We start from the raw sequence: 16,169 nt of genomic DNA, 5'->3' as shown, positions 1-16,169 counted from the left end.
CGACGGCCTTGCGGCCGGTATTGGGGCCGCTGATGGCATCCATTTTCCGCACATCTGGATTCAACCCGGATTCAACCCGGAATCAATCTTGATGATCAACCCGGATGATCATCGCTCAAGGTTGTGCAACGCTGGCGCTTGTATGCCTTGAACCCGTGGCGGGCGCTCACGCGCTACGTCGATGGCGGGCGGCTTGAAGCCGGGAACAAGGCGGCCGTGTGCCCGGCGGGATAATGTTGCGCGGCCGGGCTTGCGTTGTCCTGCCGCGCGCTTTGTTCTAGTCTCGTAGCCCTCATGAATGCAAACCGAGGCGGGCAGGATGCCTATCGAACTTGAACGGGAACTGCGCGATACGGCGGTCGCGTCGATCCAGCGGTATTTCGACCAGAACATGGAAGAGCCGATCGGCAATATCGCCGCCGGCGCGCTGCTGGGATTCTTCCTGGAGGAAATCGCGCCGGTCATCTACAACCGGGCGGTTGCCGACGTGCAGGAAAGGCTGCAGGCGCGCGTTGCCGAGCTGGACCTGGAAGTCCACGAGGAAGAATTCGCCTACTGGCGCAAGCATGACAAGGCCAAGCGCGGCCGGTGACCGGATGCCCTGCGCGGGCGTTGATCCGGCGCCAGGCCGGCGCTGTCTGGAGCCCCGTGGCACGCAAGTGCTCCGGGGCTTCTCTTTTGTCCGCGCGCCAGGGGATGGCCGTGTGCCGCAGATGTCGAATTCCATCGCCGCTCCCGGCGCCACGTCGGACGGACGCGGCGCGGCCGGGATATGGGATATCCCTAATCCCGGGAAAGTTTGCCAAATCTTGATAACCCGTTGAGTCTTTTGATCATTAGCATCAAAAACGTACCTTTCCTGCTTGCGCGCGGCCGCTCCGGCAAGTCGGGCCGAGCGCGGCGGAAGGGTACGCAATGCCAAGGCTGCGCATGCGGACGGTCTCGCCGGCGCAACCCAGAACATGGCAAGGGGCATGGTCCGCGTCCAGAGGCTCCGACAGCCCGTCCGCGGAAGGTCGTAGGCAAGAACGCGCTGACTTGTCCCGAAGGCAGGGGAAGTCATCCTCCGCGGCGCTAGGCACGGCAGCGTGGACCCTCTTCACCGGATGCCGTCCGAGCGTCGGGACGTCCTGTATCAGACACATCGGGAAACGAAAGCATGTCAAATGTGAATTCCCATCCCCATGGCGGATCGACCCAGGGCGGTCTGAAGAAGACGCTGGGCACCTGGCAGCTGTGGGGCATCGCCGTCGGGCTCGTGATCTCCGGCGAGTATTTCGGCTGGAGCTACGGCTGGGCGAAGGCCGGGACGCTGGGCTTTCTGGTCACGTCGGCCTTCGTCGCGGCGATGTACACGACGTTCATCTTCAGCTTCACCGAACTCACCACCTCGATTCCGCACGCGGGCGGGCCTTTCGCCTACGCCAAGCGGGCGTTCGGCCCGGTGGGCGGATACATTGCCGGCATGGCGACGCTGGTCGAATTCGTGTTCGCGCCGCCCGCCATTTCGCTGGCCATCGGCGCGTATCTCCATATCCAGTTTCCCGGGCTTTCGCCCACCACCGCGGCGGTGGGCGCCTATCTCATCTTCATGTCGCTGAACATCGTTGGCGTGCAGATCGCCGCGGCGTTCGAGCTCACGATCACGCTGCTGGCCGTGTTCGAGCTGCTCGTGTTCATGGGCGTCGTGGCTCCGGGATTCCACTGGTCGAACTTCACGCAGGGCGGCTGGGCTGGCGCCGACAACTTTTCGATGGGCACGTTTGGCGGCATCCTTGGCGCGGTGCCGTTCGCCATCTGGTTCTTCCTCGCGATCGAGGGCGTCGCCATGGCGGCGGAGGAAGCCAAGAATCCCAGGCGTTCGATTCCGATCGCGTACATCACGGGCATCCTGACGCTGGTGGTGCTGGCGATGGGCGTGATGCTGTTCGCGGGCGGCGTGGGCGACTGGAAACTGCTGGCGGACATCAACGATCCGCTGCCGCAGGCCATGAAGCTCATCGTGGGGGAAAACAGCGGCTGGATGCACATGCTGATCTGGCTTGGGCTGTTCGGCCTGGTCGCCTCGTTCCACGGCATCATCCTCGGCTACTCGCGCCAGATCTACGCGCTGGGCCGCGAAGGCTATCTGCCGGCGTGGCTGGCGAAGCTGCACCCGCGCTTCAGGACGCCGCACCGGGCCATCCTGGCTGGCGGCGTGGTCGGCATCATCGCCATCTTCAGCGACCAGTACGTGCAGTTCGCCGGCCAGGCGCTCACCGCGAACATCGTGACGATGTCGGTGTTCGGCGCCATCGTGATGTACATCATCAGCATCCTCTCGCTGTTCAAGCTGAGGAAAACGGAGCCCGGGCTGGCCCGCCCGTTCCGCGCGCCGTTGTATCCCTTTTTCCCAGGGTTTTCCCTGGTGGCGGCCATCGTCTGTCTGGTGACGATGATCTACTATAACCGCGAGGTCGCGCTGCTGTTCGCGGCCTTCATGGCGCTGGGCTACGTCTACTTCCTGATGACCAGGGGAAGGCGCAAGGACGATGCGGCCGAGTTGCTCGAAGAGGCCGTGAGGCCGGAGTAGGGGAACATGATGCCAGGCGCCAACCGATTCTTCGTGATGCCAAGCTGGCCGCGGCCTCGACATGGGGCGCTGCCGCAGCCGCCTGACGGCAATCGATGAGGTCGCCACGAGATGCTCGAAACCTCTACATCAGTCCGCGAGTTCAAGGCGCGCCAGATCGTGTCGCACGATGCCGACGAGCAGGCGGCGACCTTGTGCGGCTGGAAGCAGACCTACGACCAGCTGACTCCCGGACCGTTTGTCGGCAGTCTTACCGAGCTGAATTTCTCGGCCACGCATCTGTTTTGCGAAACGACCAGCCACAAGCTGCATCAGCTGTGCGAGATTCCGGATGGCGCATGGTGGTTCGGCATTCCGGTCGGACGCGATGCCGCCGGCAGCATCCATGCCACGCCCATCTCGACGGAGGTGCTGGCCTTTCGTCCGGGCGGCTGTGAATTCGAACTGCTGACGCCGCCCGACTATTCGATTCTCGGCGTGGTGGTGAACGCGGATGCGCTCATGCGCTACGCCGAGCAGTACTGCGAATCGACGTTGCGGCAGATCCACACCAGCAACGAGATCATCTGTATCGGCGCGCAGAGGCGGCATGCGCTGAGCGAGATGCTGCAGATGATCCTGCGGGAAGGGCGCAGCGCCGCCGATGCCTCCGGGGGCGCCGCGCAGCACAACGTGGAAACGACGATATTCGCCACGCTGGTCGAGTCCGGCGTGTTGCCGACGACGCGCCAGAAGGCCCGCCACATCTCGAGCGCGCGTCGGGTCCAGATCGCTTCCGATGCCCGCGATTTCGCGCTGGCCAACCGGGACAGGGCGGTCGGCATCCTGGAGCTTTGCGGCGTGCTGCACGTCAGCCGCAGAACGCTTCAATACTGTTTTGAATATGCCTACGACACGACGCCGCAGAACTACCTGCGCGCGTTGCGGCTCAATGGCGTGCGTCGAGAGCTGTCAGCGCGCGAGCGCGGTTCGACCACCATCCATCAGGTCGCCTCATCCTGGGGCTTCTGGCACATGAGCCAGTTTGCCCAGGACTATCGGACGCTGTTCGGCGTGCTGCCTTCCGACACCCTGCTCGCGGGCGGCGCCAGCGCGGGCTGAGCCGGCTCACGGCACATCGCGTCGCTGGCATGGCCGCCGCGCGGGCGGCGCGGCCATGCGCGCGCCGTCGGCGATTGCAATCACGCTTGATTCACCTCGCTCATGGTTAACCAGTAGAGGGCGATTCTTTGCCAAAAGTCGATACGGGTTGCGCGATGCCCCTCATTACCATGGACGCATCGAAAGGACGGGATGCAATCAGGCCGTCGCGTTCGATGAGCTTGTATCGAAGACAGCAACAGTGGAGACGTCAATCGTGGACACGCAGGGTAAGTCGGGTATCGATATCAAGACGGTCGAGGACGCCATTCGATTGGTCGAGGCCAGCAAGCTGACTCACATCAAGGTGGGGCTGTCCGACGTCGACGGCATCCTGCGCGGCAAGTATCTGCGCAAGGACAAGTTCGTCTGCGCGTTGCGCTCGGGGTTCGCGTTCTGCAGCGTGGTGCTGGGGTGGGACGCCGACGATCAGATGTACGACAACGCGTCGTACACGGGTTGGCACACGGCCTACCCGGATGCGCAGGTCCGCATCATTCCGCAGAGCTGCCGCCGGCTGCCGCTGGAAATCATGAACGGCGAACCGATGCTGTTCTTCCTGGCGGAGTTCGCCGGCGATGCCGAGGACATCTGCCCGCGCGGCGTCCTGCGCCGGGTGATCAAGCGCGCCGGCGACCTGGGCTACGACGTGTATTCGGCGCTGGAATACGAGTTCTTCGTGTTCGAGGAAACGCCTCACAGCGTGCGCGAAAAGAACTACCAGAACCTCAAGAGCTGGACGCCCGGGAACTTCGGCTATTCGATCCTGCGCAGCACGGTGAACAGCGATTTCTATCGCGACCTCATCGACATGACCGAGACCATGGACATGCCGATCGAGGGGCTGCACACCGAGACGGGACCGGGCGTGCTGGAGGCCGCGCTGGCGGTCGACGAAGCCTTGGCGATGGCCGACAAGGCCATGCTGTTCAAGTGCTTCACCAAGGCCCTGGCCCAGCGCAACGGCCTGATGGCCACGTTCATGGCGAAGTGGTCGCACAACGAGCCCGGCCAGAGCGGCCACATCCACATGTCGCTGCGCGAGCGGGAATCAGGGAAGTCGGCGTTCCACGATGAATCGCGGCCGCACAACATGAGCGTGGTGCAGGAGCACTTCATCGCCGGCGTCCAGCAATTCCTGCCGGAATTCATGAGCATGTACGGGCAGACGGTCAACAGCTATTCGCGTCTGGTGCCGGGTTATTGGGCGCCGCTGGACGCCACCTGGGGCGTGGAAAACCGCACCACGGCCTTGCGCCTGATTCCGGGAACGGAAAAGTCGCAGCGCGTCGAGGTGCGCATCGGCTCCGCGGACGCGAATCCGTACATCGCCCTGGCCGCGGCCCTGGGCGCGGGTCTCCACGGCATCGAGCACAAGCTGAAACTCCAGCCCATCGTCACGGGCAATGCCTACACGCAGCAGTTTCCCGATCATCTGAAGCTGCCCAGCTCGCTATGGGACGCGGCGCAGCGCCTGCGCGCATCGGCAGTGGGGCGCGAGCTGTTCGGCGATGCGTTCGTCGAGCATTTCGTGGCCACGCGCGAGTGGGAGGAGCGCCAGTTCCGCCGTCATGTGACGGACTGGGAGCTCAAGCGCTATTTCGAAATCATCTAGGTTCCAGTCGTCGAGAGACCGTCATGAAAAAGCAACTGACCACCATCAGCCCCATCGATGGCAGCCTGTACGTTCAGCGCGATCTGGCGACGGACACGCAGATCGCGCAGGCGCTGACGCACGCGCACGCAGTTCAGAAGGACTGGGCCAGGCAGCCGATCGCGCATCGCATCAGGATCCTGAGCACCGCGATCGACCGCTTTGTCGCCAACAAGGAGATCATCGCCGAAGGCATCACGCGCCAGATGGGGCGGCCGATCCGCTATGCCGGCGGCGAGGTGGACGGATTCGCCGCGCGCGCCCGCCACATGCTGTCGATCGCCGAAGCGTCGCTGAGGCCGATCCAGGCGCCGCCGCAGGAAGGCTACACCCGCTACATCACGCGCGAACCGGCAGGCGTGGTTTTCACGATCGCGCCGTGGAACTACCCGCTGCTGACGGCGGTGAACAGCATCGTGCCGGCGCTGGCGGCCGGCAACGCGGTCATCCTGAAGCACTCTGACCAGACGCCGCTTTGCGCCGAATGGATCCACCAGGCCTTCGTCGAGGCCGATCTGCCGCCGGGTCTGTTCCAGTACCTGCACGTCGACCATGATGCCGTTCGCCGCATCATCGAATCCAATCAGGTCAACGTCGTCTGCTTCACGGGATCGGTGGCCGGCGGGCGCGCCATCGAGCAGGCCGCCGCCGGCCGCTTCATCGGCGTCGGCCTGGAACTGGGCGGCAACGATCCGGCCTATGTGCGCGAAGACGCCAACCTCGGCCATGCCGTCGAGACGCTGGTGGACGGCGCGTTTTTCAATAGCGGGCAGTCCTGCTGCGGCATCCAGCGCATCTACGTCGCGCAGCGCCACTATGACGCGTTCGTTCAGCGCGCCGTGGCGCTGACGAACCAGTATGTGCTGGGAAATCCGCTGGACCCGGCGACGACGCTGGGCCCGGTCGTCCGCGCCTCGGCGGCTGATGGCGTGCGCGCCGTCATTGCCGACGCGCTGGCGAAGGGCGCGAAGAATCTCATTGATCAGCAGGTGTTCGGCAGGGCTGACGATGGCGGACCGTATCTGGCGCCGGGCCTGTTCGTCAACGTGGATCACACGATGACGCTGATGAACGATGAATGCTTCGGCCCGGTCGTCGGCATCATGCCGGTCCGGGACGACGAGCAGGCGATCGCGCTGATGAACTCCAGCCCTTACGGCCTGACCGCCAGTGTATTCACCACCGACGAGCAGGCGGCGATCGGCATCGGCCAGCGCCTGGAGACGGGCACGTTCTTCATGAATCGCTGCGACTACCTGGATCCGGCGCTGGCATGGACCGGCGTGAAGCACTCGGGGCGCGGGGCCACGCTCTCGCAGGTCGGCTATGAGCATCTGACCCGTCCGAAGTCCTTCCACCTGAAGCGGCATGTCCAACCCTAGTCCTTGAGAAAAACATGACTCTCCCGATTGCAAACTGGAATTATCCGACCTCGGTCAAGGTGGGCGCGGGACGCGCCAGCGAACTGCCGCAATGGTGTGCCAGCCTGGGCATGAAGCGGCCGCTGCTGGTGACGGACCCGGGGCTGGCGGCGTTGCCGATGACGGTGAAGCTGCTGGATTCATGCCGCTCGGCCGGCCTGGACGCGGGCCTGTTCCATGCCATCAAGGGCAATCCGACCGGCAAGAACGTCGATGACGGCGTGGTGGCGTTCAAGGCCGGCGGCCATGATGGCGTCATCGCATTCGGCGGCGGCTCGGCGCTCGATGCCGCCAAGGCGATCGCCTTGATGGCGGGCCAGGACCGGCCGCTCTGGGATTTCGAGGACGTCGGCGACAACCACCTGCGCGTGAACGTCGCGGGCATGGCGCCCGTGGTCGCCATTCCGACGACGGCAGGCACCGGCTCGGAAGTCGGCCGCGCCTCGGTCATCACCGATGAGCGCGAGCACGTCAAGCGCATCATCTTCCATGCGAAGATGCTGCCGGCGGTGGTCATCCTGGACCCGGAACTGACGGTCGGCCTGCCGCCGAAGATCACGGCCGCCACCGGCATGGACGCCCTGTCGCACAGCCTGGAGGCGTATTGTTCGCCGTTCTACCATCCGATGGCCGTGGGTATCGCGGTGGAAGGCATCCGCCTGGTCAAGGACTATCTGCCGCGCGCCTGCGAAAACGGCGCGGATCTGGAGGCGCGCCTGCAAATGCTGGTGGCGTCGAGCATGGGCGCGACGGCTTTCCAGCGCGGCCTGGGCGCGATGCACGCCCTGGCGCACCCGTTGGGTGCGCTGTACGACGCGCATCACGGCCTGCTCAACGCGATCCTGATGCCATATGTGCTGCGCGCCAACCAGAGCGTCATCGCGTCGCGCATCGGTCTGCTGGCGCGCTATCTGGAGCTGCCGGATCCGTCCTTCGACAGCTTTCTGGATTGGGTGCTGGAGATGCGTGCCGCCCTGGGCATCCCGCACACGCTTGCGCAGATCGGCATCGACGCGAAGGAGGCGGAACGCATCGGCAGGATGGCGCACGCCGATGGCTCGGCCGGCACTAATCCGATTCCGTTCACGCCGCAGGCGTATGCGGGCATCCTGGTGAACGCGGTCGAAGGCGTGCTGTAGCGACGCCGTCTTTGTCCGGATGGCCATCCGTGCAGGCGTGGGCGGGGCCATGGCAAAGAAAACGCCCCAGACAACCGCACGTTGCCTGGGGCGCAGTGCCACCGGTTACGGGCGGGGGATGCCAGGAACGGTGGCAGGAGAAGCTTAGCAAGCGCGGGAGCGCATGGTATGAAGTTGTGTGAAGGATTGTTGTGGTTGTGAATCTGCCGCCGAGCCTGGCGTTCAGCGGACGAACTTGACGTAGACGAGTTCCGGGTCGCCTTCGTCCAGGTTTTCGATCATGCCGCTGGGCACGAAACCGGCCTTGGCCATCAGGCGCCGGGCGGCGACATTGGACTGGTTGGTCGACGTGAAAAGCTTGGCTGTATCGCAAGCGGTCACGGCCGCTTGCAGCAGGCGCAGCGCCACGCCCTGGCGCCGGCAAGCGGCGGCGACGACGATGAGCGATACGAAGCCGTGTCCGAAAAAGCCGTGGTCCTGCATCACATAGCCCACGATGCGGCCGGCGTCGAGCGCGACCCGGCATTGTCCCTGTTCGATGGCCCGCGTGATCTGCCTGGCGCGCGCGGGATCCGCCAGGGCCAGGGCGTCGACCGCGAGGATGGCTGGCGTGTCCGCCGGCGTCGCCACGCGGACTTGCTGCGCATCCTGGGGCGGCGCGGTCTGGTCGGACGCGCGGGTCGGAGGCGCGCCGGGCAAGGACAGCATCCAGAATCCGTCTTCGCCATCTGCTTCGCGCGGCGGCTGCACGGCCGCCTGCGGCGCGACCGTGCGCCAGAAGCGCAGCGCGCCGGCGTTGTTTGCCATGATGCCGATGCGCCAGGCGCCCGGATGGGCGGCGAACAGCGCGCGCGCGGCCTGCGCGCCCAGGCCCCGCGCGCGGAAGTCGGGCAGCACGCAGAACTCGGCCATTTCGAAGGCGCCGCTGTCGGGCAGTTGCCGGACCAGGGCGAAGCCTGCGGTCCGGCCCTGCTCGCGGATCAGATAGGGAAAGCGGCCGGCTTCGGTCCAATACAGCGGCAGATACGGGTAGTGGGCGTCCACGCCCAGGCCGCGCAGGTAGCCGGGCAGCAGGGCGGTGAGTTCCTCCCGCGCCGGGCCGCTGGCGGGAACGCGTTCGAGCGTGATCGTCATGGCCGGATCCGTGCCGCCTCAGTCGCCCGCCAGTTCGCGCAGCTCCAGCGCGCGGGCGATGTTCAGCAGCATGGGGCAGTGCCCGTACATCGGCGAGCCCACATAGGACGTGGCGAGCGCGCAATGGCCGTTGCGGTATTGCAGCCAGGCCTTCTGCGTCTGTTCCAGCTTGTCGGCGTCCTCGGGCGCTTCCTGCGCGAGTTTGGCATGCAGCCGCGCATAGAGCGTGTTGATCTCGCGCTTGACCTGCGCCGAAACCGATTCCGAACAGCTCAGCACCGATGTGTTGTTGACCGCGCCGGCCTCGGTCAGGCAGCGGTCATACAGCGTGTTGTAGTCGACGGCCGGCGCGGCGCCGGCGGCCAGGGGCAGCAGCAGGGGCAGGGCGCAGAGCAGGCGGGAGATCGGGTTCGGCATGGCGTATTCGGATGGCTATGGTTGGGGATCGCAGGAACGGACGCCAGGTCCGGATCGTCGCGCGGCAAGTCGAGAGGCATGGATAATCGCAGAATGTCGTGCGTCGGATCGGCCGGCCGCCGCTGAACCATAACCGAATCAGGAAGAACCATGAAATTTGGCTACACCATTATCTACGTGCCGGATGTCCCGGCCTCGCTGCGGTTTTTCGAGGATGCCTTTGGCTTTGCGCGCCGTTTCCTGCATGAGTCGAATACCTACGGCGAACTGGAAACCGGCGAAACCACGCTGGCCTTCGCCGCGAGCGAACTGGCTGACCTGCATTTCGAAGGCGGCGTGATCCCGGCGGCCGCGTCGGCCAGGCCGCTGGGCGTGGAGATAGCCTTCGTGACGCAGGACGTGGCCGGCGCGCATGTCCGCGCGGTCAACGCGGGCGCGACCCAGCTCAGCGCGCCAGAGACCAAGCCTTGGGGCCAGGTCGTGTCCTATGTCCGATGCCCGGACGGTTCGCTGGTCGAACTGTGCAGCCCGATCCAGGCATGACCGGCCGGATCCGTGGGTCTCAGGCCCGCAGGTCCAGCAGATAGCCGGTGCTCTTGAGGAACTCGCCGGCCGCGATGCGGTATTCCCCCAGCCGCCATTCCGGATTCTGCGGAATGCTGCGTTCGAATGCATGCAGCAAGCCGCGCCAGTCGCCGTCGTTCAGCAGCGCCGCCTTGAACGCCTCGAACGCGCGCGGCTGCACCACGCCCATCAGGGCGGCCGTGGCGCGGTCCGCCGGGCGCATTTCCATCTGGCCGTTGCTATAGCGCACGCTGGGCAGGTCGACGATGGTGCCGGCCGGCAGGTCGCGGGCCGGGCTGCCGGCCAGGGACTGGCCGGACAGGGGGGCCAGCGGCCGCGTCGGGCCGTCGACGAATTGCGCGGGTTTCTGATACAGGTTTGGCGGCGCGGAGGCGGCATCCGTGATGGACATGAAATCGGTTCCGAATAGGCGATATCTGGAGCTTGCGTTGCCGGGTTGACGGCAATTCGAGCGGCGACTTAAGGCAGCATCCAGGCGCGTGGCGCCGGCGCCGACTTTGCAATGCTTTGAAGTCTGGGATGGCGCGGCGCGATATCTTTGGATTTTCAGTCCAAGGGACCACCATCATGCATGCTTTGTCGAAACGGTGCGGGGCCGAGTTTTTCGGGACTTTCTGGCTGGTGCTGGGCGGCTGCGGCGCGGCGGTGCTGGCCGCCGGCGTGCCCGATGTGGGCATCGGCTATGCCGGCGTCGCCCTGGCGTTCGGCCTGACGGTGCTGACCATGGCCTTCGCCGTGGGCCATATCTCAGGCGGGCATTTCAACCCTGCGGTGACCGTGGGGTTGCTGGCGGGCGGGCGTTTTCCCGCCAGGGACGTCCTGCCCTATGTCGTGGCCCAGGTGCTGGGCGCCGTCGCGGCGGCGGCGGTGCTGGCCTGCATCGCTACGGGCAAGACGGGGTTCGACCTGCAGGCCAGCGGCTTCGCCGCCAATGGCTATGGCGATCATTCTCCCGGCAAGTACTCGCTGGCGGCGGCTTTCACCGCCGAGCTGGTGCTGACCGCCGGCTTCATCTTCGTGATCCTGGGCGCCACCAGCAAGCGCGCGCCCGCCGGATTCGCGGGCATTCCCATCGGCCTGGCCCTGACGCTGATCCATCTGGTCAGCATCCCGGTGACCAACACCTCGGTGAATCCGGCGCGTTCGACCGGCCCGGCCCTGTTCGTCGGCGGTTGGGCGGTGGAGCAGCTGTGGCTGTTCTGGGTGGCGCCGATCGCCGGCGCCGTGGTGGGCGCGATCGCCTACCGCCTGGTCAGCCGGCCCGAGAACGAGTAAGCAGGCTCGCCGACGGCCCAGGTGCGGGGCCGGCTTGCGCCTTGTGGCGTTCTGGCGGGACTCAGGACGCCGTAAGTCGCCGCTCGATACTCTCATGGATTCCGCCACTTTCCGGGCCTGATCCGTGAATCCCCTCCCTTTGTCCGGCGACGCTGGCTCGCCGACGCGCTACGACACGCCCACCATCCTGCTGCATTGGCTGACGGCCCTGCTTGTGGTCGGCCTGTTCGCCCTGGCCGAGATATGGGACGCGCTGCCGCGCGGCACGCCCACGCGCAAATTGCTGCAGTCGCTGCATGTGTCCTTCGGCCTGCTGTTTGCAGCCGTGCTGGTGGCGCGCATTGTCTGGCGCTTGACGGCGGGGCGGCGTCTGCCCCGGGCGTCCGGCGGCATCTGGGGACTGGCTGGCTCAAGCATGCATGTCCTGCTCTATGTGTTGATGGCGGCGCAGGTCGTGCTGGGTTTCCTGTTCCGCTGGGCGCAGGGTGAAGCGTTCACCTTTTTCGGCCTGTTCGACGTGCCCACGCTGATCCCCATCGACCGCGAGCAGCGCCGCGCCATCGGCGGCCTGCACGACACGGTGGCCTGGACCATCATCGTCCTGGCGGGTTGCCATGCGCTGGCGGGGTTGGCCCATCATTACTGGCTGAAGGACGGGATCCTGCGCCGGATGCTGCCGCGGCGTTGAGCGCCGCGTCGCGGGAGGATTCCGGGGCAGGGCGGTCGCAGGTTGTACATTACGCACTGTCGTCTGCTCCATTTTTTACAGGATTCCCCCATGAGCGCCCCTGAAGTCCTCATTTCTTCCTCGATTGCCTGCGCCAACGACCGGCCCTTCGTGCTGTTCGGCGGCATCAATGTCCTGGAATCGAAGGACCTGGCGTTGCGCGCCTGCGAGGAATACCAACGTGTCACGTCCAAGCTTGGCATTCCCTATGTGTTCAAGGCCTCGTTCGACAAGGCCAACCGTTCCTCGATCCATTCGTATCGCGGACCGGGGCTGGAAGAAGGCCTGAAGATCTTCGAGGCCGTTAAGAACGCGTTCGGCGTGCCCGTCATCACCGACGTGCACGAACCCTGGCAGGCCGCGCCGGTGGCCGAGGTGGTCGACGTGCTGCAGCTGCCGGCCTTCCTGGCGCGGCAGACCGACCTGGTGGTGGCGCTGGCCAAGACCCAGCGCATCGTCAACATCAAGAAGCCGCAATTCCTGAGCCCGGGCCAGGTGCTGAACATCGTCGAGAAATTCGTCGAGGCCGGCAACGATCAGTTGATTCTGTGCGATCGCGGCACGAACTTCGGCTACGACAATCTGGTCGTGGACATGCTGGGATTCGGCGTGATGAAGAAAGTCACCGGCAACCGTCCCGTGATCTTCGACGTGACGCATGCGCTGCAGCAGCGCTCGTCGCTGGACGCCGCCTCGGGCGGACGCCGCGAGCAGGTGGCCGACCTGGCGCGCGCCGGCATGGGCGTGGGACTGGCCGGTCTGTTCCTGGAGGCCCATCCGGATCCCAGGAACGCCAAATGCGATGGCCCCAGCGCCTTGCCGCTGGATAAGCTCGAGCCGTTCCTGACCCAGCTCAAGCAGTTGGACGACCTGGTGAAATCCTTTGCGCCCATCGACATCGAACCCTGAGCCGGCTGTCACGCTCGCACAGTCATGCTGTTATACGATCCTGGCCGGATGCTAAGGAGGCCAAGATGTCTTTGTACGTGATCGTCGCCGTCCGCAAGGAGCCGCTCAGCGGCCATGTGGCCTATGTGCGCTGGGGGCAGGCCGAGCGCGGCGTGCCGGGTTGGGTCAGCGAGCCGGTCACGGCGGCCGCGTCGGAAGTCATCGAGCTGATCCGGCAGGGGGCGGAAGTGGAGACGGCATTCAGCGTGGAGGGCACGTCGGTGGCATCGCGGCCGGTGCGCGTGCTGACCGACGACGAGGGCCGCGAGCGGCTGGCCTCGGCGCCGGCGCCCAGTTCGACGTTGCACACCCTGTTCGACTTGCCGGAGTTCTAGTCCGGCGGACGAGCCGCGCGCGGCAGCGGCCCGGGAGCATTCAGAACAGGCACTGCCGCAGGGCGAACCTGCGGCCAAATGCGTGTACCTGGTCGCCGTCGAACGAGGCGCCCAGGTCCCAGCGCCCGCCGCGCGTCACCAGGATGGACTGGCCGGAGCAGGCATGCCGGAAGGCGAACAGCCAGAAGGCGCATTCCGATCCGACAGGCTCCAGGTCGTGCGGGCCGATCATCAGCCGGTTCGGCCGCGGGGTCGCGCCCAGCGTCCAGCGCAATGCGATCGCCAGGAAGGCGAAGCGCGCCGAGAGGGAGGATGGCTGCACGCGCAGCATGCGGATCGTCTCTTTCATGGCCTATACCTGATCTTGCATCCAGGGTGGGGCCAGCGTATCAAAGATGGTCTGGGCCTTCCATACGGCGTTTGGGCGAGGCGCGCCCGCCGTCGGCTGCGCGCAACGGTTCGGGCCTGGCCCCGCGGCTGCGCATGAATGTCGTCATGCGCAGGCATCCACGAAACCGCACACTAGCGTCGCAGGTGGCGGATCAGCAGGATCAGGGCCAGCGCGGGCGCGATGGAAAACGCGGCGAACAGCCACAAGGCGGCCTGCCGCGCGCCTTCGACGCCGCCCGGTTGGGCCAGTCCCGCGCTGTTGGTGATGACGCCGGCCAGCGCCGCCGTCAATGCCGTTGCATAGAGCTGCACCGTGGTAATGGACGAGGCGGTCAGGGTTTCCTGGCCCGCCGGCGCGGCATTGAAGACGCGGGTCAGCAGATGAGGCCAGCCCAGGCCGATGCCGAAGCCCACCGCGGCCAGCGCCAGCGCGCCGCCGGCCAGGCCGACCGGCGATCCGAAGGCGCCGGGCAGCGGCATCAGGATCGCCAGCAAGACCAGCGCGGCCAGCACCACCGCCGGCCCCAGCCGCATCATGCCGTCGGCCGCCGCGCCGCTGCGCGTGGCGCTGGGCATGGCCGCCAGCGTCCAGCCCGCCGCCATCGCCGCCGTCATGTAGCCAGCGGCCAGCGGCGAGAAACCGTGGATGGTCTGCAGGAAGTAGGGCACGAAGATCTCGGTGGTGATGGCGGCCACTACCAGGCAGATGATGGCGTACAGCGAACCGAGCGGCGTGGCGAGCGTATAGGCGCCGCTGGGCAGCAGTTTCTTGCCGGCGCGGGTGTCGACCCGCGCGATCAGCAGCGCGATGGCCAGGCCGGCGACGATGCCGGCCAGGTTCCAGCGCAGGTCCTGAGACAGGCTGGCCAGCGTGATGGCCAGCACGCTGGCCACCAGCAGTCCGAGCGTGGCCAGCGGTACCGGGCTGGGCCGCGCGTCGCTCACCGTCGACTTGCCGCCCACCTTGGTCGCCACGATGAAGGCCAGCAGCGCGCCGGCGGGCAGCAGCGTCCAGAACGCCAGGCGCCAGTGCCCCGTCTGGGCGAAGATGCCGCCGATGGCCGGGCCGCACAGCGTCGCCACCCCCCACATGCCGGACACCAGCGCCATCGCGCGCGACCACAGCGCCGCGTCGAACACGATGCGGATCAGCGCATAGCTCAGCGCGAACAGCACGCCGCCGCCCAGTCCCTGGATACTGCGGCCCGCCAGCATCCAGGGCATGGAGGGCGCGAGCGCACAGACGACCGAGCCGGCCGAGAAGACGGCCACGGCCAGCAGGTACGCCGCCTTGGGACCCCATGCCTGGATCAGCCGCGCCGATAGGGCCGAACCGACGATGGAGGTCACCACGAACAGCGTGGTGTTCCAGGCGTAGTACTCCAGGCCGCCGATGTCCTTGATGATGCTGGGCAGGATGGTGGTGACGATGTAGACGTTGATGGCGTGCAGGGCGACGCCGCCGGCCAGCGCGATGGAACGCAGCGCGTTGGCGCCATGCAGCAGGTCGGCCCAGCTGGCGCCTGACGCCTGCGCGGTGTCTGAATTCACGGTGTGCTCCTGCCGCTGCGGGCTTGGGGGTATTTAAACAAGAATTATCTTTGAATAATAAGGGGGAGCGGCCGGGCCGGCAAGGGCGGTGGCGGCGTGGGGTTTCTCGGGGCCGGGCATGCAAGGCGCCACGCCAGCCGCTCCATGCATCTTTGTGTCCGGCGCTTGCCGAAGAGGGCTTCAGCGTTGGCGCAGCCCATCCAGCAGCAGGTCCAGCGCGCGCAGCGCCTGTTCCAGCCGTTCGCCATCGTCGGGCGCCGCGGCGATCCAGAAGGCGCCGTCCATCAGCGCCCCGTTGATGAGCCGCGCCAGCGCCTGAGGTTCGGCGGCGCGGACCTGGCCTTCGTCCATCAGGCTTTGCAGCAGGGTGGTCAGCGACGTGATGCAGGGCTGCTGGGCCGGCTCCGAGGCCGGCCCCAGCACGGCGCGCGCGTCCTGTAGCGCGATGCGCTGGATTTCGGGTTCGGTCGCCATGCGCAGCCAGGCGCGGCAGCGTTCGCGCAGCGCCGTCCAGGCGTCGGGCGCCGCGTCCGAGATGCGCTGCAGCCTCTGGTCCATTTCCTGGTCGAGTTCGGCGGCCACCGCAGCCAGCAGTCCCTGCTTGTCGCCGAAGTGATGGTAGAGCGCGCCGCGGGTCAGGCCGGCCGCGGCGGTCAGCTCGTCCATGGACGCCGCGGCATAGCCCGAGTCGCGGAACGCCTTGCGGGCGGCGGCCAGCAGCTTCACACGGGTTTCCTCGATCATTTCGGCGCGGGTTCGGGACATGGCGGGTTTCCTGGTGGCATACGCTGCGTATGTTAATTGACATGCGTCACGTATGTGAATACGATTTGGCATACGCTTCGTATGTAAATCTGGCGCGGCCTGGACGGCGGCGTTCT

17 protein-coding genes are annotated in these 16,169 nt (G+C 66.3%); 11 read left to right on the top strand and 6 right to left on the bottom strand.

From position 1 onward, the window contains the following. Positions 1-319 precede the first annotated feature (319 nt). From ACEU5R_RS01390 to ACEU5R_RS01365, 6 genes are all read left to right on the top strand, one after another. Positions 320-592 carry a DUF2164 domain-containing protein gene (locus ACEU5R_RS01390; protein WP_103275098.1) on the top strand — a complete coding sequence of 91 codons (273 nt, stop codon included), beginning with the start codon at positions 320-322 and terminating at the stop codon, positions 590-592. A gap of 567 nt (positions 593-1,159) precedes the next feature. Beyond that, the gene (eat, locus tag ACEU5R_RS01385) at positions 1,160-2,572 is read left to right on the top strand and encodes an ethanolamine permease (protein ID WP_392408878.1); all 1,413 of its coding nucleotides are present in this window, start codon (positions 1,160-1,162) and stop codon (positions 2,570-2,572) included. A gap of 111 nt (positions 2,573-2,683) precedes the next feature. Then, positions 2,684-3,673 (top strand): helix-turn-helix domain-containing protein, encoded by a 990-nt coding sequence (locus ACEU5R_RS01380; protein WP_392408877.1) that lies wholly within the window; start codon positions 2,684-2,686, stop codon positions 3,671-3,673. Between the two features lie 256 nt (positions 3,674-3,929). Continuing rightward, a complete protein-coding gene (locus tag ACEU5R_RS01375; RefSeq protein WP_233772480.1) occupies positions 3,930-5,327 on the top strand; it encodes a glutamine synthetase family protein in 1,398 nt (465 codons plus the stop codon). 23 nt (positions 5,328-5,350) lie between these two features. Further along, entirely contained in the window at positions 5,351-6,748 is a 1,398-nt protein-coding gene (locus ACEU5R_RS01370) for an aldehyde dehydrogenase family protein (protein ID WP_392408876.1), read from the top strand. 14 nt (positions 6,749-6,762) lie between these two features. Further along, positions 6,763-7,926 (top strand): iron-containing alcohol dehydrogenase, encoded by a 1,164-nt coding sequence (locus ACEU5R_RS01365; RefSeq protein ID WP_392408875.1) that lies wholly within the window; start codon positions 6,763-6,765, stop codon positions 7,924-7,926. 222 nt (positions 7,927-8,148) lie between these two features. Here ACEU5R_RS01365 and ACEU5R_RS01360 read toward each other — a convergent pair whose 3' ends face one another. Further along, positions 8,149-9,060, bottom strand: coding sequence for a GNAT family N-acetyltransferase (locus ACEU5R_RS01360; protein ID WP_392408874.1), 912 nt, complete (start codon positions 9,058-9,060; stop codon positions 8,149-8,151). Positions 9,061-9,078: 18 nt separating this feature from the next. After that, positions 9,079-9,477, bottom strand: a complete 399-nt coding sequence (locus ACEU5R_RS01355) for a lysozyme inhibitor LprI family protein (protein WP_103275091.1) — start codon at positions 9,475-9,477, stop codon at positions 9,079-9,081. Positions 9,478-9,627: 150 nt separating this feature from the next. Here ACEU5R_RS01355 and ACEU5R_RS01350 point away from each other — a divergent pair, with 150 nt between their 5' ends. After that, on the top strand, positions 9,628-10,020 hold the full coding sequence (locus ACEU5R_RS01350) for a VOC family protein (RefSeq protein ID WP_103275090.1): 393 nt from the start codon (positions 9,628-9,630) through the stop codon (positions 10,018-10,020). A gap of 19 nt (positions 10,021-10,039) precedes the next feature. On the opposite strand, the gene ACEU5R_RS01345 is transcribed toward ACEU5R_RS01350, so the two are convergent. Further along, complete coding sequence (locus tag ACEU5R_RS01345) at positions 10,040-10,453, bottom strand: hypothetical protein (protein ID WP_103275089.1); 414 nt, start codon at positions 10,451-10,453, stop codon at positions 10,040-10,042. A gap of 176 nt (positions 10,454-10,629) precedes the next feature. Here ACEU5R_RS01345 and aqpZ point away from each other — a divergent pair, with 176 nt between their 5' ends. The 4 genes from aqpZ (at position 10,630) to ACEU5R_RS01325 (ending at position 13,347) form a co-directional block, all read left to right on the top strand. After that, positions 10,630-11,337, top strand: a complete 708-nt coding sequence (gene aqpZ, locus ACEU5R_RS01340; protein ID WP_103276548.1) for an aquaporin Z — start codon at positions 10,630-10,632, stop codon at positions 11,335-11,337. A gap of 124 nt (positions 11,338-11,461) precedes the next feature. Next, complete coding sequence (locus ACEU5R_RS01335; protein WP_392408873.1) at positions 11,462-12,025, top strand: cytochrome b; 564 nt, start codon at positions 11,462-11,464, stop codon at positions 12,023-12,025. Between the two features lie 90 nt (positions 12,026-12,115). Beyond that, a complete protein-coding gene (kdsA, locus tag ACEU5R_RS01330; RefSeq protein WP_392408872.1) occupies positions 12,116-12,973 on the top strand; it encodes a 3-deoxy-8-phosphooctulonate synthase in 858 nt (285 codons plus the stop codon). Between the two features lie 65 nt (positions 12,974-13,038). Continuing rightward, complete coding sequence (locus ACEU5R_RS01325) at positions 13,039-13,347, top strand: carbohydrate isomerase (protein WP_103275086.1); 309 nt, start codon at positions 13,039-13,041, stop codon at positions 13,345-13,347. 40 nt (positions 13,348-13,387) lie between these two features. On the opposite strand, the gene ACEU5R_RS01320 is transcribed toward ACEU5R_RS01325, so the two are convergent. The 3 genes from ACEU5R_RS01320 to ACEU5R_RS01310 form a co-directional block, all read right to left on the bottom strand. After that, the gene (locus ACEU5R_RS01320; RefSeq protein ID WP_103275085.1) at positions 13,388-13,696 is read right to left on the bottom strand and encodes a hypothetical protein; all 309 of its coding nucleotides are present in this window, start codon (positions 13,694-13,696) and stop codon (positions 13,388-13,390) included. Positions 13,697-13,869: 173 nt separating this feature from the next. Next, on the bottom strand, positions 13,870-15,288 hold the full coding sequence (locus ACEU5R_RS01315) for an MFS transporter (RefSeq protein WP_392408871.1): 1,419 nt from the start codon (positions 15,286-15,288) through the stop codon (positions 13,870-13,872). A 180-nt stretch (positions 15,289-15,468) separates the two neighbouring features. Next, the gene (locus ACEU5R_RS01310) at positions 15,469-16,053 is read right to left on the bottom strand and encodes a TetR/AcrR family transcriptional regulator (RefSeq protein WP_392408870.1); all 585 of its coding nucleotides are present in this window, start codon (positions 16,051-16,053) and stop codon (positions 15,469-15,471) included. Between the last annotated feature and the right edge of the window lie 116 nt (positions 16,054-16,169).

Source organism: Achromobacter sp. 413638 (genome assembly GCF_043119405.1).
In the GTDB taxonomy this organism is placed as follows: domain Bacteria; phylum Pseudomonadota; class Gammaproteobacteria; order Burkholderiales; family Burkholderiaceae_B; genus Achromobacter.
The sequence above is the reverse complement of the archived record's forward strand: the minus strand, read 5'-3'. Positions and strand labels throughout refer to the sequence as shown.